This is a genomic window from Teichococcus aerophilus (assembly GCF_014490485.1).
GTDB classification, from domain to species: Bacteria; Pseudomonadota; Alphaproteobacteria; order Acetobacterales; family Acetobacteraceae; genus Pseudoroseomonas; species Pseudoroseomonas aerophila.
In genome coordinates, this window is the sequence record NZ_JACTVA010000029.1 from 19,933 (window position 1) to 39,444 (window position 19,512).

At 67.5% G+C, this 19,512-nt stretch carries 15 protein-coding genes; 5 read left to right on the top strand and 10 right to left on the bottom strand.

Going from position 1 to position 19,512, the window contains the following annotated elements:
- Positions 1-1,279: serine/threonine-protein kinase (locus IBL26_RS15590; RefSeq protein WP_187785428.1), on the bottom strand; the 1,279-nt coding region annotated here is incomplete at its 3' end.
- A gap of 164 nt (positions 1,280-1,443) precedes the next feature.
- On the opposite strand from IBL26_RS15590, the gene IBL26_RS15595 reads away from it, so the two are divergent.
- From IBL26_RS15595 to IBL26_RS15605, 3 genes are all read left to right on the top strand, one after another.
- Positions 1,444-2,109, top strand: coding sequence for an NlpC/P60 family protein (locus tag IBL26_RS15595; RefSeq protein ID WP_187785429.1), 666 nt, complete (start codon positions 1,444-1,446; stop codon positions 2,107-2,109).
- Positions 2,109-2,591, top strand: a complete 483-nt coding sequence (locus IBL26_RS15600; RefSeq protein ID WP_187785430.1) for a hypothetical protein — start codon at positions 2,109-2,111, stop codon at positions 2,589-2,591. Before IBL26_RS15595 ends, IBL26_RS15600 begins: the two co-directional genes overlap by 1 nt.
- A 143-nt stretch (positions 2,592-2,734) precedes the next feature.
- Positions 2,735-3,958 carry an MFS transporter gene (locus tag IBL26_RS15605; protein ID WP_241749433.1) on the top strand — a complete coding sequence of 408 codons (1,224 nt, stop codon included), beginning with the start codon at positions 2,735-2,737 and terminating at the stop codon, positions 3,956-3,958.
- Between the two features lie 41 nt (positions 3,959-3,999).
- On the opposite strand, the gene IBL26_RS15610 is transcribed toward IBL26_RS15605, so the two are convergent.
- Complete coding sequence (locus IBL26_RS15610) at positions 4,000-5,673, bottom strand: hypothetical protein (protein WP_187785431.1); 1,674 nt, start codon at positions 5,671-5,673, stop codon at positions 4,000-4,002.
- A 1,226-nt stretch (positions 5,674-6,899) separates the two neighbouring features.
- Between IBL26_RS15610 and IBL26_RS15615 the strand changes: the two genes are divergently transcribed.
- Positions 6,900-7,301 carry a helix-turn-helix domain-containing protein gene (locus IBL26_RS15615; protein WP_277817325.1) on the top strand — a complete coding sequence of 134 codons (402 nt, stop codon included), beginning with the start codon at positions 6,900-6,902 and terminating at the stop codon, positions 7,299-7,301.
- Positions 7,302-7,617: 316 nt separating this feature from the next.
- Here IBL26_RS15615 and IBL26_RS15620 read toward each other — a convergent pair whose 3' ends face one another.
- Genes IBL26_RS15620 through IBL26_RS15640 form a run of 5 tightly spaced genes read right to left on the bottom strand, consistent with a single transcriptional unit; the run spans position 7,618 to position 13,927 of the window.
- Complete coding sequence (locus IBL26_RS15620) at positions 7,618-8,760, bottom strand: glycosyltransferase family 4 protein (RefSeq protein WP_187785433.1); 1,143 nt, start codon at positions 8,758-8,760, stop codon at positions 7,618-7,620.
- Positions 8,757-9,917 (bottom strand): glycosyltransferase family 4 protein, encoded by a 1,161-nt coding sequence (locus IBL26_RS15625; RefSeq protein ID WP_187785434.1) that lies wholly within the window; start codon positions 9,915-9,917, stop codon positions 8,757-8,759. Before IBL26_RS15625 ends, IBL26_RS15620 begins: the two co-directional genes overlap by 4 nt.
- Positions 9,914-10,981 carry a GNAT family N-acetyltransferase gene (locus IBL26_RS15630; protein WP_187785435.1) on the bottom strand — a complete coding sequence of 356 codons (1,068 nt, stop codon included), beginning with the start codon at positions 10,979-10,981 and terminating at the stop codon, positions 9,914-9,916. Before IBL26_RS15630 ends, IBL26_RS15625 begins: the two co-directional genes overlap by 4 nt.
- The gene (locus IBL26_RS15635) at positions 10,965-11,723 is read right to left on the bottom strand and encodes a YdcF family protein (RefSeq protein WP_187785436.1); all 759 of its coding nucleotides are present in this window, start codon (positions 11,721-11,723) and stop codon (positions 10,965-10,967) included. Before IBL26_RS15635 ends, IBL26_RS15630 begins: the two co-directional genes overlap by 17 nt.
- Positions 11,720-13,927, bottom strand: a complete 2,208-nt coding sequence (locus IBL26_RS15640) for a glycosyltransferase (protein WP_187785437.1) — start codon at positions 13,925-13,927, stop codon at positions 11,720-11,722. Before IBL26_RS15640 ends, IBL26_RS15635 begins: the two co-directional genes overlap by 4 nt.
- 65 nt (positions 13,928-13,992) lie before the next feature.
- Between IBL26_RS15640 and IBL26_RS15645 the strand changes: the two genes are divergently transcribed.
- Positions 13,993-15,057: a GNAT family N-acetyltransferase gene (locus IBL26_RS15645; RefSeq protein WP_187785438.1), complete on the top strand. Its 1,065-nt coding sequence runs from the start codon at positions 13,993-13,995 to the stop codon at positions 15,055-15,057.
- Here IBL26_RS15645 and IBL26_RS15650 read toward each other — a convergent pair.
- Genes IBL26_RS15650 through asnB form a run of 3 tightly spaced genes read right to left on the bottom strand, consistent with a single transcriptional unit; the run spans position 15,030 to position 19,459 of the window.
- On the bottom strand, positions 15,030-16,016 hold the full coding sequence (locus IBL26_RS15650) for a glycosyltransferase (RefSeq protein ID WP_187785439.1): 987 nt from the start codon (positions 16,014-16,016) through the stop codon (positions 15,030-15,032). The genes IBL26_RS15645 and IBL26_RS15650 overlap by 28 nt on opposite strands.
- Positions 16,017-16,019: 3 nt before the next feature.
- Positions 16,020-17,549 (bottom strand): oligosaccharide flippase family protein, encoded by a 1,530-nt coding sequence (locus IBL26_RS15655; RefSeq protein WP_187785440.1) that lies wholly within the window; start codon positions 17,547-17,549, stop codon positions 16,020-16,022.
- Positions 17,546-19,459 carry an asparagine synthase (glutamine-hydrolyzing) gene (gene asnB / locus IBL26_RS15660; RefSeq protein ID WP_187785441.1) on the bottom strand — a complete coding sequence of 638 codons (1,914 nt, stop codon included), beginning with the start codon at positions 19,457-19,459 and terminating at the stop codon, positions 17,546-17,548. Before asnB ends, IBL26_RS15655 begins: the two co-directional genes overlap by 4 nt.
- Positions 19,460-19,512: the final 53 nt, after the last annotated feature.

Below are 19,512 nucleotides of genomic sequence, written 5' to 3' on the forward strand. Positions count from 1 at the left end.
GCGACGGCTGCGACGGCTGCGACGGCTGCGACGGCTGCGACGGCTGCGACGGCTGCGACTGGGGTGGAACCGGCAGTGTGTCCGGGGCCGGCGGCGCTTCGGGCGTGTCCGGTGGCGGGGCAGGAGGGGCGGCGGTCTGGTCCGGTGGGGGAGCCGGAGCTGGTGTCGGGGCGGGATTGGGGGCCGGCAGCGTGCCGGCGATGACGCGTGGCTCCGGCGTCGCCGCCGGTCGGATCAGGAACCACCAGGCGGAGCCGCCGCCCGCCAGTGCCAGCAGGGCCACGGCAGGCAGCACCGTCCATGCGGCTGAACGCGGCCGTCTGGCCGGTGTCGGTGGAGTGGTCAGCTTCGCGGCGACAGGCGCCCCCAGCATGGTGGCGTCATCCAGTCCGGGCAGGGGGCCGGCGCCTGGGAAGCCACTCGGCAAGGGTGTGCCATCGAGCGGGACGGCGGCCAAAGCCTGCGCAAAGGCCGCGGCGCTGGTAAAGCGGTCCTGCGGCCGCTTCGCCAGGGCCTGTGCGACGATGCCATCCAGCTCGCGCGGCACGGTCACTGTCAGGGCCGAGGGTGGCACCGGCTCCGTATTCAGCGCCTTGTGCATGATGGCGGAGAAGCCGCCGTCGAACGGCTTCTCTCCTGTCAACAACTGGTACAGCACCGTACCGGCCGCCCAGATATCCGCGCGATGGTCAGCCGGTTCCCCACGCAGCTGCTCCGGCGCCATGGCACTGGGGGTGCCAAGGACTGTACCCAGCCGAGTGATGGCCGAGTCCTCCAGGCGGGAGATGCCGAAATCGGCGATCTTGATCCTGGGATCGGTGGCGATGTCGCCGGCCAGCATGATGTTGGCGGGCTTGATGTCCCGGTGCACCACGCCACGGGCGTGCGAGTACTCCAGAGCCTCCAGCACCTGCTGCGTGATCTGCATCGCCTGCGGCAGCGGCAGGCGCACACCTTTATCCAGCCAGTCCTTCAAGGTGCCGCCGCGGACCTGCTCCATGACGATCCAGGCCTGCTGGGCGCCCTCACCATAATCATGGATCGCCACGATGGCGGGGTGGGACAGTCTGCCCGCCGCCTGCGCCTCCCGCCGGAAGCGCTGATGCGTCTCCGCCCCCTCAGGGTCTCCGGCCGCCGGCAACTGGACGAGCTTGATGGCGACAGGGCGCTCGATCAGCCGGTCGAAGGCATCCAGCACGACCCCGGTCGCACCCCGGCCAAGGGTGCCACGAATCTCGTACTTCGCCGTGATCTCGGCTGGGATGGCAGGCTCAGGCATGGGCGCACCCTGCTGTGTGGCAGGCGGCGCGTCCAGTACCCCAGTCCCCCCGGCGCCCGACTTTGTGACCCGCCGCCACGCCCTGGTGACTTGGACCGGCCCCGCTGGCGCTTCTAGCTTGCGCCCGGAAGGTGCAACGGCACCAAGGATGGGAGAGAGACATCATGCCCCTGGCACGATCCGATGAAACCAGGCGCCTGCAATCCATGCTGAACGCCCGGCTGCGCCCGCCGCCACGTCTGGTGGTGGACGGCATCATCGGTCCGAAGACCCGGGCGGCATTGCGGGCGTACCAGCAGGCCCAGCAGAGCGTGCCCGGCCAGTCCCATGGCGGCCTGCAAGTGGCAAACCCGGCGCCCCAGCATGCAACACCCCTGCATGACGATGGCAGCGCGCCCTGGATGGCGATCGCCGAGAACGAACTGGGCGTCGCCGAGATACCCGGCCGCCAGCACAATCCGCGCATCGTCGAATATCACATGACGACCAGCCTGCAGGCGGGGGATGACGAGACGCCATGGTGTGCGTCCTTCGTCAACTGGGTGATGCGCCAGGCCGGCTACAGCGGCACCAACAGTGCGGCCGCTAAAAGCTGGAAGGGGTGGGGCTCGGCCTCCGGCGGGCGCTACGGTGCCATCACGGTGCTGCGGCGCCAGCGGTCGGGCCATGATGCGTCCACCGGCTCTTCCTCCGGCTTCCACGTTGGCTTCATGACGAAGCAGACGGCTGGGCACATCCAGCTGCTGGGCGGCAACCAGGGCAATATGGTGAAGCTCTCCAACTTCAATCTCTCGAGCTACAATATCGAAGCCCAGCGGTGGCCGCGTTGATGCGGCCGTTCCTGCGCCAGGCTCTGCTGGGGGTGGCGATGCTGGCCTTGCCCGGCGTCACCACCGCCTGCAGCGCCCAGACGGCACGGGCCACCCAGGCACCCGCGCCATCCGCCGTACCGGCCGCGCTGCAGGCGACCTGGGCCAGCTTCCGCACCGCCGCCCTGGCCGGGGACACCCAGGCGATGGCGCGAATGACGCGCTTCCCGCTCGAACTCGCCGGGGAACTGGACGACACCCCGCTGCGCCGGACCGGCGCGGATGGCTTCCCCGCGATGATCCGGCGCGTGCTGGATGCCGATAGCGGCCTCGGCATGCGGGAGACGCTGACCAACCGGGAGCTGGTGCGGCGTAACCCAACCCTGGTGCCGGACCAGCGCAACCCGATCGTCGCCGGCGACGAGGCCGTGCTCGGCCCCTTCGTCTTCAGGCGGAACAGCAACGGCTGGAAGCTGAGCCGCGTCTATATCGGCGAGGACTGAAGCCGCTGGCCGGCGCGCGCTCTGCGCCGGCACTTGACGGAAAGATGATCCTGTAGCCCTTGCGGTGGAAATAACCGCCGGGCCGCACGGGGCCGCTTGCTCCGTGCGGAAACCGGTCCGCCGTCACACATGGATAAACCGTCATGACCTCAGGAATAATGCCCGAAAGCGACGTGGTGACGCCACAGGCCCGCAAAGCCCTATGGGGGTCCGCACTGGGCTACGCCATGGATGGCTTCGACCTGCTGATCCTCGGCTTCATGCTACGGGCGATCTCGGCCGACCTGCAACTGACCCAGGCCCAGGCGGCGTCGCTCGTTACCGCCACGCTGGTCGGCGCCGTCATCGGCGGTGTCGGCTTCGGCATGTTGTCGGACCGTCTGGGCCGGGTGCGGGTGCTGACCTGGACCATCGTGCTCTTCGCCGTCTTCACCGGCTTGTGCGCCCTGGCCCAGGGCTACTGGGACCTGCTGTTCTACCGCACCATTGCCGGCATCGGCCTGGGTGGCGAATTCGGTATCGGCATGGCTCTGGTGGCGGAGGCCTGGCCGGCTTCCAAGCGCGCGCGGGCATCATCCTATGTCGGCCTTGGCTGGCAGGTGGGCGTGCTGGCCGCCGCGGTGCTGACGCCGCTGCTGCTGCCTTCCATCGGCTGGCGCGGCATGTTCGCCATCGGCCTGCTGCCGGCGGTCGCCGCCTATTTCATCCGGAAGAACCTGCACGAGCCGGACGTCTTCGTCGAACGCACGACCAAGGCGCCGAAGGTTTCGCCGCTGCGGTTGCTGGTGGCGGATGGCCCGACCACGCGGATCAGCATCGGCATGGTGATCCTCTGCTCCGTGCAGAACTTCGGGTACTACGGCGTCATGATCTGGCTGCCGAACTATCTGTCCACCCGCTTCGGCTTCGGGCTGACGCAGTCGGCGACCTGGACGGCGGTAACTATCCTGGGCATGGCCGTGGGCATCTTCGCCTTCGGCCATATCGCGGACCGCGTCGGCCGCAAGCCGGCCTTCTTCGGCTACATGCTGGGCGCGGCGGTGATGGTGGTCGTGTATTCGCGGCTGACCGACCCTGCAGCCTTGCTGATCGTTGGCGCCATCATGGGCTTCTTCGTCAACGGTATGCTCGGCGGCTATGGCGCCTTGATGAGCGAGCTGTATCCCACCGCGGCCCGGGCGACGGCACAGAACGTGCTGTTCAACATTGGCCGTGCGGTCGGCGGCTTAGGCCCCCTGGTGGTCGGCGCCGTTGCCGTCAGCCTGGGCTTTGAGACAGCGATCGCTTTGCTCGCGCTGCTCTACATCCTCGACATCATCGCGATGTGGCTGCTGATCCCGGAGCGCCGGGGCAGCGAACTGTCCTGACAGCATCTGTGCCGGCCTACAGGTTTGCAGGCCGGCACCGGTCACAAGCCGTGATCGTGCCGATCACGCTGCGACCGATCGGCGGACGGATGCGCCTTGTACCGCCGCCAGCCTGCCAGCAGGGCATTGAGCTGCTCCAGCTGGGTCGCATTGTCTCGCCGCATCCGCTGCAGCGTGACACGCAACGCCAGGATGGGATGGCCGGCCGAAAGATCGGCCCCCGTGCTGAGCGCATGCAGAAAGCCTGCCGCTAGCCGCGGGTCATCCCGTTCGATCACGTAGGCGCCGTACCCCATGACGGAGGAACGGCCATACTCGACCATCTTGCGTGCGAAGCCACGCAATTCCACCAGGCGCGGATGCTGCGCGAGGATGGCCCGAACTTCTGCGACACTGGCCCGCTTGTGGCGGGCACCATCATGGCGATGCTCGAACCGCCACAGCAGGTTAGCCATGGCCGTTGCCAAGGGCTGGTCCCCGAACTTGCCGTCCTGCAACGTGTTGGGCAGGTCCCGCCTTCCGGTCAGGTCGTAGGTGACCACTGCTTCCTCCGGCAGCCCCTGGATGACGGCAACCTCGACAGGCCTGCCGGCAGCCATGACGGCGAGGAGCCGGTTCTGTCCGTTCAGCAGCAGGCCGGTGCCGGAAAAGCAGATGGGCTGCCCATTGGCCTGCCAGCTTCCCTGCCGGATTTCCTCAGCCAGGGCGTCCACCTGGGCCGGCACCGGCGGGCGGCCCGCGCGGCCCTGGGCCAGATAACGGGCGGCGGCTTCGGCATCAATGGCTTCCATCCGCCAGGAAATGCCAGATGTATCGGCTTGGCAGGCGGCCGGCCGCAGCCCAAGGCCGGCCAGGCCGGGATAGCCGATCAGGCTGGGGAAGGGCTCTGCCGGCCGCTGGCTTGTTGCTTGGCTTGACCAGGATAGTCGGCGAACCTCGGTGCCCTGGATCATGGCGTTCAGCGCCTTGATGCCCAGCGCCAGCATCACGGTGCTGTCCCAGGTATGCGTGCGGCTATCACGGCCCCGCTTCAGGTCGGCAGCCAACATGCCGCCGGGTTCGGACGGAGGATATGCGCTGGGACGCCGGAGTGCATCGAGGAAGCGCTCCGTCAGCGCCGCATTCGTCTGGTAGCCCATGAAGACCAGGACGCTTAAAACGGATGCCGGGAGCGGCGCCGGTGGGCCCATCACCGCGTTCAGAGCCTCCCGGAACCCCGCATTCGCCTTCAGGATACGCAGCATGCGGACACTGTTCATCTGCGGGGGCGCCTTCTCGCACAGCGTCCCTTCCTCATACCGCGCCAGTTGATGCAGAAGATGGCTGAGCAACTGCGGATGAGCGTAGCCGAGGCCCTTCAGTGCATTGGCGAAGGTGCGGCGCTGATGTTGGTCGATGCTGAAATAGCAGCTCTCCTGCACGTTCTCGGCGAGGAAGGTCTCCAGCGGTATGCCGGTCTCGGCACAGGCCGTGAGCCTTTGCACGCCATCCAGCAACACCCGTCCAGGGGAGAGAACGACGGGTATGCCGTTCAACACCCAGCAGCCCTCTCGCATGGCAGAACTATAAGTCTGCACTGCGTCGTCCCGCCGCTTCGCCGCCGGGTGGACGCGGGACAGCAGCGTCCGCGCCGCCACGGGCGAGATCGTCGTCAGGCGCAGGCTGACCGAAAGGGGGGTGAGGTCGGTGTGAGACTGGTTCGTCTCGTCCGCCACGCCCTGATCGCCAAGGGGAGGAGTTTGCATCATGAGCAGGGGAGCGGGGTCCGGGACGGGGTGAAATCGGCCATCGTCGTATTCAACGATGAATATCTAAAAAAAGATCTTCATAGGCTTTGCAGTCTCGAATCCCATCAGTCGCCGGCATGGCTCTCTCCATGTGAGACCCTTGCCCTCTCTGGGCAAGCCAAGTCTATAGGGCCAACGAGCGGCCAGCACGGACAATTATAAAAAAACCGAAACGATCAACAACAAAAAATTTTACGGCTCACGGAATCTTGAGGCTCTGTTTCTTTACACCTGCCGATTTTTTCAGTCCGAACGAAATATTCCGCCAAATTAAAACTCCGATAAGTGAATTTTCCTTGGAAGAAGGAAAGTCCCTCAGGCGTTGACCGCAGCACCCAGAAGCAAATTTCCGAACCTTTTTGCGCCTGGATTTATCAAAATCATGAGACGAATTGCGGTAGGCCGATGGCAGCCTAGTGACGCGTAACCCCTGTTCTAGCAAGGACGGAAAGCCAGGACTTAGCTTTCGAATGACCGTACTATCCTGAATAAAATAGGGAATGCGGTTTGTTTGGGAGAGTTTCCACACCGACTTTGGAAAACGTGCGCATTGGTTCTCGCTTCCACGAAAGGGCGATTTCTCGCAAGCGACCTTCACATTTCCTTGTTACTGTCAAACCCAGTTGGCGGAAATACAAATGCCAACTAATATCTAAAACTCTAGGTTGCTCCGGCGTTGTTAAAGAAAAAACAAATAAATATCTATAATTTCTGAATAAAAACCTATTTTCTTGGTGATCTTCGTGCGGTGCGAGCGCGGCCAGTAAATCAGTTGTATCGTATTAGTAAACGTTGAACGTTTTTTGAGACGATATAGACCTTTAATGGCCAGATCAGCGCAGCTTAGACCGTGGGACCAGTAGGGAATCCTGGGGAAAGCTTGCCTCCAAATTCGCAAGCGCGGCGTAATCGAACTATTCCATCGCACCCGAATTGACCGTTTCATGAGCCGTAACGTTATTCCTTCCTGATCCCTCAGATGGAATGACGAGGAGATTCGGAGGAACCCGAAGCTGTTGAATTAGGAAGGCCAACGGACCCGCTGTCCTGACAGCGGTTCCTTTTACCGGCGCGGAGCGAAGCGTCTTCGCATTCGGCCGATGGCCACGTGTCTAAGCCATCAAGAAGCTTGTTTATGAAGTGGGAGTGTAGTCATGAAGAACAGAGGTCCTACGACTTCGGATTCCGCAGTCGGACGTGAGATCCGCCAGTACCGGCGGTCGGCCGGCATGACGCAGAAGCAGATCGCCAACATGGTTGGCGTGACGGGCGCGCAGCTTCACCGCTACGAGACCGGGTCTACCCGGATCGCCGCGAGCCGATTGATCGCCATCGCCAATGCACTGGGCGTCAGGCCCGACACCCTGCTGGCCACCGCGTCCAACGGCGAGCCGCACGTGACGTCTCTCCCCGTCAGCACCAGCGAGGAGATCGTTGAGCTGATCCAGATGTTCGGCAACATCGCTGACCCGCGCCATCGCACGGCCCTGGTCGCCGTTGCCCGCATGATGACGACGCAGCATGCGCAGCGCAGCGCCCCTGAAGAGACGACCTGACGAGATGCATCCTGGATTTGGCCGTTCTCCAGATCCAGGAGTGCCGCTTTGGCGCCGGTCGGTTCGCGCTGGTATCAACGCTACAGCTGTCAACCGCTGAGCATCTGCCCACCGTTCGGCCCTTCCGGCTTACGATGGGCCACCATGCGTTAAACGCGCTAGACTTCTGACAAGCTGCAGGCAGCGGCGTTTCCAACGCGCAGCCTTCAGGCGTAAACAACTTTGATCCCACAAAGCATGCGCCGCTTGGCCAGAGCGGCATCGGTGCTCTTTGAGCGCCAGCCCAGAACCTATCAGGCCGCAGCGGGCGTTGCCCTCACACCGAACCTTGCCGCCACACGGCACTGACGCGGCCCTCAGGGGCGGCGCAGCCGCGCTCAATCAGCCTGGCATGGTGCTGGAACATCGCTTCCTGGTCGTAATCCTGCTCAGCCTTGATGCGGTTGGCTCCACCCAGCCGGCGCCTGAGTGCCGCGTCCATCAGGAGCGGCCGCAGGCTTTCAGCCAACGCCGTGTCGTCATGGCGCACGACATGGGGTGCATTCGCAGCGCTGACCATGACAGCGACATCGCCGGCATTCGTGCTGGCAATCGGCAATCCACTCGCCATGGCTTCCAGAATGGAGAATGGCATCTGCTCGGTGTCTGATGACAAGGCGAAAATGTCGAAGCCTTGGTAGGCAGCGGATGGATCGGCGACGTGCCCTGCAAAGGTGACGCGATCGCCCAAGCCAAGGGCCGTCACCAGCGCGTCCAGAGGCTCCCGCTCCGGCCCATGTCCGAGAATCGCCAGACGAAACCGCAATCCTTGCTGTCGCAACATTGAAGCTGCGCGGAGCAAGCGCGGCAGATTCTTCTCGGCCCGCAATGCGGCAACGGTACCGATGACCGGATCGAGAGATTCACCCACCGCATTGTCCGGCCTCGGCTGGAACTGCGAAAGGTCGAGCCCATTGGGAATGTAGTGGACCTGCGTGGCAGGCAGGCGCCATTGCCCGGTGGCCGATCGCAGCAGGATCTTTGAGGGAACCACCACCTCGCTCCAGCGCAGTGCCGCGCGCCGCGTCAGGATGCGGCGCCTGAACTGCCCCTGGCTTTCCTCCGGCCCGAAGCCGTCCTCGGTATGCAGATGCGGCAAGGATGGAGTCATGAGCCGGGCCATGGCCCATTCGATGCTGCCCCAATTGCTCGTGACCAACAGGTCCGGGCGAAGCTGCCGCAGGAACGCCTGTATGCTCAGCAACCTGGAAGGCAGTGATTGCCCCGGTCGCAGCGGCGAGGGCAGGACGTTGAAGTCCACGCCAGCGTCGATGCGCTCGAGGCATTCCGTCCGTCCATCCAGCGCGACCACGGCATGACGCCAGCGCTGGCCGAACCGGTTGACCAGCTTGGCCAGGCGAACCTGCGCGCCGCCGACGCTGAAACTGGGAAAGACATGAAGCAGAAGCGGTGCGCTCACGGTGCGCGCTCCTGCATCGCGCCCTGTCCGAGCGCGCGGGCGGCAAGCCCCACCACGGTGCGCGCGTTGCCGGACCAGGTCAGGTCCCGGCTCAGAACTTCGGCGCGCGCCGCCTGGCCCAGCCGTCGCCGCAATGCTTCGTCAGAGGCCAGTCGCTCGACGGCCTGCCACATGGCATCCGGGTCCCGCGGATCGAACAGCAGCGCCGTCCGCTCGTGCTCGAGAATCTCGCGCAAGTTCGGTTGGTCCGGGGCGATGATGGCCCGACCGGCCGCCATGTACTCGAACACCTTCAGCGGCGACGCATAGGCCACCGAGGCTGGCTGCAAGGCAATGTCGAATGCTCCGATCATGCTTGGAATGGCTTCCCGATGCGTCAACCCGCTGAACCGAACCCTGGAAGCCACGCCCAGTTCCTTCGCCAGCGCCTCCAGCCCCGTCCTCGCCGGGCCGTCTCCCACCACATGCAGGGCGAGTGGCGGTGAGGCCCGGTACGCGGCCAGCGAGCGCACGACGCGGTCCAGCCCATGCCAGTCCCGCACAAAGCCCACAAAGCCGAGCACCAGCTGGTCACCCGGCAATTCAGCCGCGGGCTGTAGCGGAAAATCCTGCAGGTCGATCCCGTTCGGCACCACGCGGATACGCGACTGCGGCACGCCCGACGCGGCGATGCGTGAGGCCAGCACATCTGTCACTGGCAATACATAGGTCGCACGCCGCCAGGCCAGGCGCTCCAGCGCTGCCGCCAGCCGCTTCAGCTTGAGCTTGCCGAAGCTGGCACGCTCATCGGCCAGCGGGGCGTTGACTTCCAGCAGCAACGGCACCCGCCGCCGTGCCGCCACCCATGCGCCAGCCAGGTGAAACAGGTTGGCACGTTCATAGATCACGTCGGGCTGGAAGGACGCCGCCGCACGCGCCAGGCGCAGGGTGGAGGGCACCGCATAGGCAAGCTCCGCCAGCTCGCCCACCCAGGCCGGCAGGCTTTTCCGCAGCAGCGTGACCATCCGGTTGTCGCTGCCCAGCCCCGTATTCTCGAAGCCCGCGGGCCCGACGACGTGGACGGTGTGGCCATTAGCGCGCAGGGCAGCGACCATGGCATCGAGATGCACCCCCTGCCCATCGCGCGAGCCGATCCGATGGCTGTAGAGGATCTTCATCCCTGTGCTTTCCCTATCCATTGCAGTGCCTGCCTACGCCCTTGCCCGGCCGCCTGCCGCGCCAGGGCCATGAGGCCGGCGGGGCGCAGCGGGTTGGCCAGGATCAGGCCGATGCGTTGCCGCCGCTCCGCCACCCAGAGTGGCTTATAGGCATCGTCACCCCGGCCGAAATCCAGCGCGGCGACCCGGTCTTCGTCAATCAGCCAGCGGATCATCCGCGCGGTCAGGACCGTGCCGGGGGAGGCCGCCCGGGCATCCTCGGCATGGGCCAGCTTCAGCAAGGCCGCCTGGCCACCCCAGACAATCCAGTATTGCGCCGCCATCGCCACGCCGGCGTTGTCCCGCAGCACGCCCAGCCGCAGCGCGCCAACCCGGGAAGCGGCCCGCATCAACGCCGCGTCGAAATCCGGAAACGGTTCCCAGGGCTTCCAACTACGGGCCCGGACGTCTTCGTAGGCCTGAATGCCGGCTTCCAGCTCGCCGCCGTGCTGGGTGACCAGCTCAAAGCGGCTGTCGCGCGCGGCGCGGGCCAGCTTGCGGTGGATGGTGGTGCGCAGCGCCGGCGGCCGGGCCGCCAGGTAGTTGCCCCAGCATGCGCCCTTCAGCAGCGGCTGCCACCAATTGCCGAAATGCAGGAACGACATTGGCACCAGCCCAGCCGAGCGGAGCCCGCCCAGAATGTCATCCATCCCCGTGGCATTGGCGTCCAGCGCATCCAGTCGTAGCGGCCGCTCGTTGCGCAGAAACTGGCCGAGGGCGCGCGCCGCCTGCCTGGGTTCGACGCCAGCGGCCAGCAGCGGCTTCCAGCTCAGGGTATAGGGCGTTGTCAGGCTTTGCAGCGCACCCTCCGCGTCCCGCAGCAGCGGCAGCATCAGGCCTTCGTCGCTCAACGCCAGCAACGCGGTGGCGTTGGGGGGAAGGGCATGCGCCAGCACGGTGTCGTACCAGGCCCGGCTGGCGAAGAAATCGCCTTTGCCGGGCGGCGACAGGAAGGCGTCGCAGATCTCGGGCAGGCCGTGGCGTGCCAGGGGGACCAGCCGCGTGGTGTCAGTCGCGTAAGGCATAGACGATCCTCCCGGCCCATTCACGCAACGCGAACCAGCTTTCGGCCAAATGGTCAGGCCGGGGCAGCCAGTCGGACCATGCCATGGAGGGATTGCGCCCGATGCGCACCGGCGCGCCGACCACTTCCAGGCCATAACGGCGGAAGGCGGCCAGGGCGCGCGGCAGGTGCCAGCCATGGGTCACGACATAGGCGCTGTTGATGCCGGCCTGCTGCAGGATGGCAATGCTGCCGGTGGCATTGCCGCGCGTATCCGCGGCCTCTGCCTCGATCCACCGGACCGGCACGCCGAAATCCGTCTTCAGGCTCTCATTCATCAACGTGGCCAGCGGCGGTGCGCCGGCGGACAGCCGGCCACCGGTCACCAGCAGCGGCAGGCCGGTCCGGCGCTGCAGGGCGGCACCGGCGCGCAGGCGCTCCAGCGTCAGCGGCCCGACCTCAATCCCGTTCAGGCTGCTGACCGTCTCAGCACCGAGGATGACAATGGCGCCGGGCGTCACCGCCTGCACGCCAGCATTCTCCTCGACGACCTCGCGCTCCAGCGAACTCATCAGTAGGTTGGCGGCCACCGGGGTGGACAGCAGCCCCAACCCCAGCGCCGACAGCACGACAACGGCGCCGCCGGCCCGCCACCCGCGCCACGCCAGGACGCCACCCGCCAGGCAGGCCAGCACCAGCCCGATGGGCGGCAGCACCAGCGCCGTCAGCGTCTGTTGCAGCAGCATGCCGGCAGCGGGATTCATACCGCGCCGCCCTGGGCATTTCCGAAGCGGACATCCCGCCAGCTGCCATTCCTGCCGCCGATCTCCTCGCGGAAGAAGGTGTAGAACTCGTCCAGCCAATCCAGGAAGCGGTCCCGCTGCGCCAGGTTCCGCACATAGGGCGTGTTGCCCGGCTCCAGCGACGGCGAATGGTAGGTCAGGGCGAAGACCCGGTGGCCCTCCGCCAACATATGCCGCACCAGCCGCTTGGCTTCCGGGATGGTCATGCCTTCCGGCGTCAGCCGGATGCGCTCCAGCAACCCAAGCCGGGACATCGCTCCCGCCACCGGCACCTGCCGCGGCCATTTGTGGAAGACCATCGGCGCCAGGGCTTCCCCCTGTCGGTGCAGGCGGCCGACCAAGGCGGCGGAGACCGGGATCTCCATCAACGTCTTGTCCCGATCGGTCCAATAGGGCGTGGGGGAGCTGGCCCAGGCCGACGGCGCGTTGCGGCGCCCCGGCGGCGGCCAGCAGGGTGCCAGGCTGCTATCGGCCTCGTACCCCAACGCCTTCAGTACATCGGCCGTGCGCGGGCCAACGCCGTAGCGGCCGGTGCGGTAGATCTTCGGCGTCTCGCCGAAGGCATCCGCCAGCGCCTCGGTCAGGCAACGCGCCTTCGCCAGTTCCAGGGAGACCGGCAGGTTGCCGGCATAGCTGTTGCTCTCGTCGACCCGCTCCAGGAAAGGCGGGGTCACCCAGGGATGCATCTGGGCGCCGACCTCGCACAGCCGGCCCTGCAATAACTCCAGCAGGGGCGCCCGGCCGGCATCCTGCGTGGCCACCGGGTAATCCGCCATATAGAGCGGCATCACGCCGTGCCGCTCGAACACCCGGTGCGCGAGATGCTGGCTCTTCATCGAAGAGACGTCGCAGGCGTTGCGGGAGAAGGAGCCAGACCAGTCGAAGGCTTCCTCCGCATCCACCGTCGTCAGCAGCAAGGGGGTCGGCCCGGCCGCGGGCCTCGTGGCGGCGTGGAAGCGCGGATCGGTGATGGAGGCCGTGCAGCCCAGCCTGGTCTCCGCGTCCTCGACGGCGGTGGGGCGGGCGGCCATGCCGTAGATGCTCAGGTAGCGCGCCGCCACCTGCCGCATGCCGAACCGCGCCGTGGCCAGCGCCCGGCCCGCTGTGCCGATACGCTTGCGCAGGTCCGGGTCGCCTGCCAGGTCGCAGACGGCGCTGAGGAAGCGTGGGGCGTCGTTGAACAAGTAGCCTGTCTCGCCGTCCAGGACGAAGTCGTCATTCACGCCTGGCAGGTGGCGCACCACCACCGGCAGGCCATGTGCCATGGCTTCCGGCACCACGGTACCAAAGCCTTCCAGCCGGGAGGCGAAGACCAGGATGTCCGCCGCTTCGAACCACGGATGCGGGTCCATCCGCTCGCCCGCGAAGATCACCGCATGGCCCAGCCGCGCGGTGGCGACGGCCTGTTCCATGCCGCGGACGTAGTCGGCCTCCAGCGGCGGCCCGACCAGAATCAGCTTGGTGCGCGGATGCCGGGCCAGGATGCCGGGCAGCGCGTCGATCAGGAAACGGGGGTCCTTGCGCTCGCACAGACCGCCGACGAACAGCAGCACCGGGTCCTCGGGCGCGATGCCGAGCGAGCTCCGCAGCGCTTCCCGTCCGCCCGGCTCGCCGGCCGGCAGGGTGATGCCGCAGGAAACCAGATGGCAGCGATCCGCGCCGATCCCCGCCTCGCGGTTCTGCTGGAACAGTTTCGGGCTGATGCTGACGAAGGCGTCGAACAGCCGGAAGCCACGCTTCGCCAAGCCCCGCAACTCCGGACGGTAATGGCTGACCAGCACCGGCACGCTGTCGTCCAGCGTGGCGGACAGCACCAGCCGCCGCCGGGTCACGGCCGCCAGCAGGCAGGTCAGGAAATACCAGTCGGCATGGGTGCGGTAATGCACTGTGTCGTAGCGATGCAGGTTGCGCAGGAACCACCAGACCAGTGCCATCTGCCGCCGTGTCTCGCTGCTCCGTTGGGCGGAGAGGTAGATCACCCGGCGCAACGTGGTGCAGGCCGCCGCTGGCTCCGCCGGGCGGGTGGTATGGGTCACCAGCAGGTCGTGCTCCACCCCGGGGGCAAGCTCCTGCATCACGGCGCTGGAGCGCTCGAGGAACACCCCTTCGCCCGTGAAGTTCGGCCGGTAGTATTTCAGGACGTGCAGGACGCGGCCCTTGGTCATCGGGAGATCTTCCAGGCTTCGGTTTCCCATTTCCTTCCCGCAAGGAAGGCGGCACTCTGGGCGGCGTGCAGGTTCGTATCGCTCCGGTCCAAAGTCTGGCCGAACTGGAAGGGCAGTGGCGCGCGGTGGAAGCGCGCGTGCCGGGCCTTTCCTTCTTCCAGTCCTGGTGCTGGGTGGGCTGCCTGGCGGCGGAACGCTACCCCGACCCCGTGCTGCTGCGGGCGGAACAGGATGGCGCCGTGCTGGGCCTGGCCTTGTTCAACCGCCATCGCGGCCGGCTGCACCTGGCCGCCAGCGGCGTTCCCGCGCTCGATGCACCGTTCGTCGAGCACAACGCACCGTTGGCTTTGAGCCACGATGCCATGCAGGCAATGTTCGCTGCCGCCTGGCGTGCCCGTGGCGCGCACCGGCTTGTCCTGGATGGCACGGACCCGCTGACCCTCGCTGCCGCTGGCGGAACCCAGCTGCGGCTGCACCAGCGCCTGGCGCCGCGTGTCACGCTGGACGCCGTCCGGGCGGCGGGCGGGGATTACCTCGCCACGCGCAGCGGCAATGCCCGCTACCAGCTGCGCCGCTCCCTGCGCGCCTATGCCAGCCGCGGACCCGTGGTCCTGCAGCATGCCGCCGATACGGCGGAGGCCCTGGTGTGGCTGGGGGCGATGATCCACCTGCACGAGGTCACCTGGCAGGCCCGCGGTCAGCCCGGCGCTTTCGCCACCGAATACCTGCGCCGCTTCCATCACGCGCTGGTGCTGCGCGCCATGGCGGAGCAGACGCTCGACATGCTGCGGGTGACGTCGGGTGGCGAGGTCGTCGGCTATCTCTACAATTTCCGCCTGCGCGGACAGGTCTCCGCCTACCAGAGCGGCCTCGCGGCGGCGGCTGGCCATGAGAAGCCCGGCCTTACCTGCCATGCCCTGGCCATCGAGCGTGCCCTGGCGGACGGCGACGCCGTCTACGATTTCCTCGGCGGGGCAGACCGCTACAAGCTCAGCCTGGCCAATGATGAGGCGCCTTTGCTGTGGGCGGAACTGGTGCCGCGCTGGTCCCCGCTCGGGATGGCCGCCCGGCTGCGGCAGGCGTGGCGCCGGAGCGAACCGCATCATGCCCCGGTTTCCATCAACAGGTAGGGCGCCAGAGAAGGCTGGCTGGGCGGTGGTGGCGCCTGCCGCATTCGGCGCACCGCGAGCACGGCGAAGGGGTCGCGCCACCAGCGCGGCATCCGCGCCTGCGGTGCTTCCGCCAGCCATTCCAGCGTCAGCCGATCGGCCTCGGACGGCAGCGCGGCGAAGCCGGCGGCATTGGCCGGGCGGGCGCGATCGTAGATGGCGCCGCGAATGGCCGGCCATTGCAGCCGCCCACGCCCCTGCTGGATCATGCGGCGCCACAGGCGTTTCGCGTCCTTCATCCGCCAGGGGCGGAGGGTCGGCGCCGTCCAGGTCGCTTCCGGCGCCACGATGATGCGCTCCCGCTCCCAGCCGCCGCCCTGAGCATCGAGGTCGTGCAGTACGAAGGAGCCCAGCAGCCCGTCGCCCCGATACATGCCGAGCGGCAGGCGCACGCCTTGCGCCACCATGCGCTCCACGAAGGTGCCGCGCAGCGCGAAGAGCGAGCCGTGCAGGCCGCCCTGCTCCTGGATCTGCCGGCGCAGGGCGGCGGCGCTACGGCCGGAACTGGGCACCGCCGCCGCGCCATTCGCGCCCGGCGCCGCACGCAACGCGCGGGCCAAGTGGCGCAGCGCATGCGGCTCCACCACGGCGTAGGCGTCAACGAAGGCATAGGCCTCTGCCGTCGGCCGCAGGCGGTGCAGGAACTGGTTGATCGCATTGGCCTTGTCGGCATGCGGGATCAGGCAGACCCGGCCGCGCAGCCCGGCCCGGCGCAGCGACGCCATGGCGACGGCCGGAGAGGCGTCGGTGGAGCCGTTCAGCAGCACCGTCACGTCCATCGCCGTACCGCGCCCGGCCTCGGCGATGGCTTGCAGACAGGCGGGTAGGGAAGCGGCTTCGTTATGGGCGAAGACGGCGACGGACCAATCGAGTGAGGCGGGTTGGCTGGCGGGCGCCAGACGTTGTGCCAGGACCTGCATTGGTCAGCCCCCCCGCTGGATGGCAAAGCGGCGGCCGGCGGCCACACGGTCCAGCAGCTTGCGCAACAATTGCAGCATGTCGGCCTCGGCCCCCTGCGGGCGGCCAGCAAGCGTCCACAGCGCACCCAGCACCGCGACGTAGCTGACCATCCCGAGCCCAATGCCGCCGAACATCATCCACACCGCCGTGCCAGCGGCCGGTGGCGGCGGCGCCCAGCCCAGCCCGGTGCTCCACAACACCAGTGCCATGGAGGCCGAGGCTACCAGCGGGCGAACCACGCGGGCCACCAGGCGCGCAGCGCGCAGATGCAGCAGGCGCAGGGCGAAGATCATCAAGGTCACCTGCTCGATCGACATCACGACCGCCACCGCCACCGCCGCGCCGGTCAGCCCGTAGGCCGGGATCAGCACCAGCAGCAGCGGCACCCGCAGCAGGGCGGAGGCGGCCGAGATGGCCAGGATGGTCCGCAGCATGGCGCGGGCATTCAGCAGGGCGATGCTGACATTGCCGAACAACGTCATCGTCCACGCCACGCCAAGGATCGCCACCACCGGCACCGCATCCAGCCAGGCCTGGCCGAAGCCCAGCGCCACCACCGGCCCGGCGATCAACGAGACGCCGAAGCCCGCCGGCAAGGTCAGCAACGCGATCAGGGAGAGGATGCGCAGATAGGCGTCCGCCACGTCCTCTGTCCCACCGGTCCGCAGCGCGGCGGCGAAGCCGGGCATGCAGGCGCGGCAGATCGGGTCCACCACCTCCGTGGTCGGCAGGGTCGCGACCTCGACGCCAACAGTGAAGATGCCGACCTGCACCGGCGCCAGCGTGCGGCCGATGACCAGGCTATCCATCCGGTCCCGCAATACGGCGGTGGTGCTGATCGCCCAGCTCCAGCAGGAGATCCCCGCCAGTTCCCGCCAGGCGGAGAGATCGAGGCGTGGGCGGTAAGGGCTGAGCACGTAGCTCATGGCAATGACGCCGAGCCGGTTGGTCAGGATGCCCAGCACCAGGGCCCAGTGGCTGCGCAGCACCATGGCGCCGCCGATGGTCACGGCGATGCCGGCCAGCCGGGGCAGCAATTGCAGCCGGAATTCCTTCTCGAACATCAGGTGCCGGCGGAAATCCACCGTGCCGACATTGGTCAGGCCAGCCGCCGCCGCCGACACGGCGATGGCCAGCAGCACATCCTCCAGCCGCGCATCAGAGAAGAAGCGCGCCGCCGGCTCCGCTGCCGCCACGACGGCTGCGGCGACCAGGACGCCGCGCAGCAGGTTTAACGTGAAGGCGGTGTTGTACAGCGCCGGGCGTGGGTCCTTGGCGCGGATGATCTGGTCTTCCACACCGATGGAGAGACACACATCCAGCGTGGTGGCGAAGGCCGCCGCCAGCGCCACCAGGCCGAAATCGTCCGGCGCCAGCAGGCGCACCAGCACCAGCGTGCTGGCCAGGCCCAGCAGGCGCGTCAGCATGCGCCACGCCACCACCCAGCCGGCGCCGCGCATGGTGCGGCCCAGGATGCTTCCTTCCGGCGTCATGCTTCCACCAGTTCAGGCGCGGCGGAGCGCTGGCCCTCATGCGCCAGGAAGCCTTCGAGAACCAGCAACTGCCAGAGCGCCTGGCTATGGTCCCGGTGGCCGGAAGCGTGGCTGTCCACCATGGCGCCCAGCGCGCCGGGGTCGAACAGGCCGGAATCCAGCATGGGGCTATCCATCAGCCTCGCGCGGATGGCACCGGCCTGCCGGCAGAACTGGCCGCCGATCGCGGCCGCGAAGCCCTGCTTCGGGCCGTGCAGGACACTCGCCGGCACAAAGGGCGCCATGGCCTGCCGCAGCACATGTTTGCCCTGGCCCCGGTGCAGCTTGAGGCTGGTCGGCAGCGCCATGCCCCATTCCACCAGGGTATGGTCCAGCAAAGGCGGCCGCACCTCCAGCGAGACGGCCATGCTGGTGCGGTCCACCTTGGTCAGGATGTCGCCCGGCAGGAAGGTGTGCAGGTCCGCGTACTGAGCTTGCAGCAGTGGGGCATCCTCGTCGCATTCGTCCATCAGCTCGACGAAGCGGGTGGCCGGGTCATACCCATCCAGCTCCGCTCGCAAGGAGGGGGAGAGCAGGGCGCGGCGCTGCTCCGCATGGACGCGGCAGACCGTGCGGTAGTAACCCAGGGCGCTGTCCAGGCTGATCTCGGTCAGGGTGTGCTTGGCGCGCAGCCAGCGGGGCGCCCGGTCTAGCTTGGGATAGATGCTGGCCAGGCCGCCCAGCACCCGGCGCCGGGCGGTGGCGGGCAGGTAGGACCGCACGGCCTCCGCCATCTGGTGAAAGCGGTAGCGGCGGTAGCCGGCGAACACCTCGTCACCCCCATCGCCGGAGAGCGCGACGGTGACCTGCTGCCGGGCCAGCCGGCAGACGGCCAGGGTGGGCACGGCGGAATGGTCGCCGAACGGTTCGCCGAACAGGGCCGACTGGCTCCGTGCGGCGCTGACATAGTCGATCTCCGCCGCTTGCGCTTGGTGGCGCGTGCCCAGCCGGGCGGCCATGGCGGCTGCGGCGGGCCGCTCATCGGCCCCGCCCGGGAAGCCGATGGTGAAGGTGCGCAGGGAGGTGGACGCGCGGGCCGCCATGGCGGTGACCGCGCTGGAATCCACGCCGCCGGAGAGGAAGCTGCCGAGCGGCACATCCGCCATCAGCCGCATCCGTACCGATGCCTCCAGCCGCGCGGCCAGTTGCTCGGCCGGCTGGGCAGGGGTCGGTGCCAGCGTCGTGGGTGGAGACCAGTAGCGACGGGGCGCTGGCAGGGTGGCGATGGCCGGGCGATGCAGCAGCAGCAGGTGGCCCGGCGGCAGGCGATGGATGCCGGCATAGATGGTCGCCGGGTCCGGCACATAGCCGAGCGCCAGGAAGTCCTCGATCGCATTAGGGTTCAGGCGGCGCGACAGCTCCGGGATGACCAGCAACCCCGCCAACTCCGAGGCGAAGGCGACGCTGCCATCGGGCAGCTGCGCGTAGTGCAGCGGCTTCTCCCCCAGCCGGTCGCGGGCCAGCATCAGTTGCCCGCGGGCCTGGTCCCACAATGCCAAGGCGAACATGCCGTTAAGCCGGTCCAGGCAGGCCGGGCCCCATTCCCGCCACGCATGCAGGATGGCCTCGGTATCCGAGCGGGTGCAGAAGACATGCCCCGCCTCCTCCAGCTCACGCCGCAGGGATTCATGGTTGTAGATCTCGCCATTGAAGGCGATCGTCACCAGCCCGTCCGGCGTGGACATGGGCTGCGCGCCGCCGGCGAGATCGACGATCGCCAGCCGGCGATGGCCGAGGCCGATGCCGGGCTCCAGATGGAAGCCTTCGCCATCCGGACCACGGTGGCGGAGCGCGTCCGTCATCCGGCGCAGCAGCTGCGCATCGGGCTGCCGATCGCCGGCAAAGCGGAACAAACCTGTCAGACCGCACATTCAACGCTTATCCTGCTGACACGGCGCGCAAAGACGGGTACGTCCGGCGCATC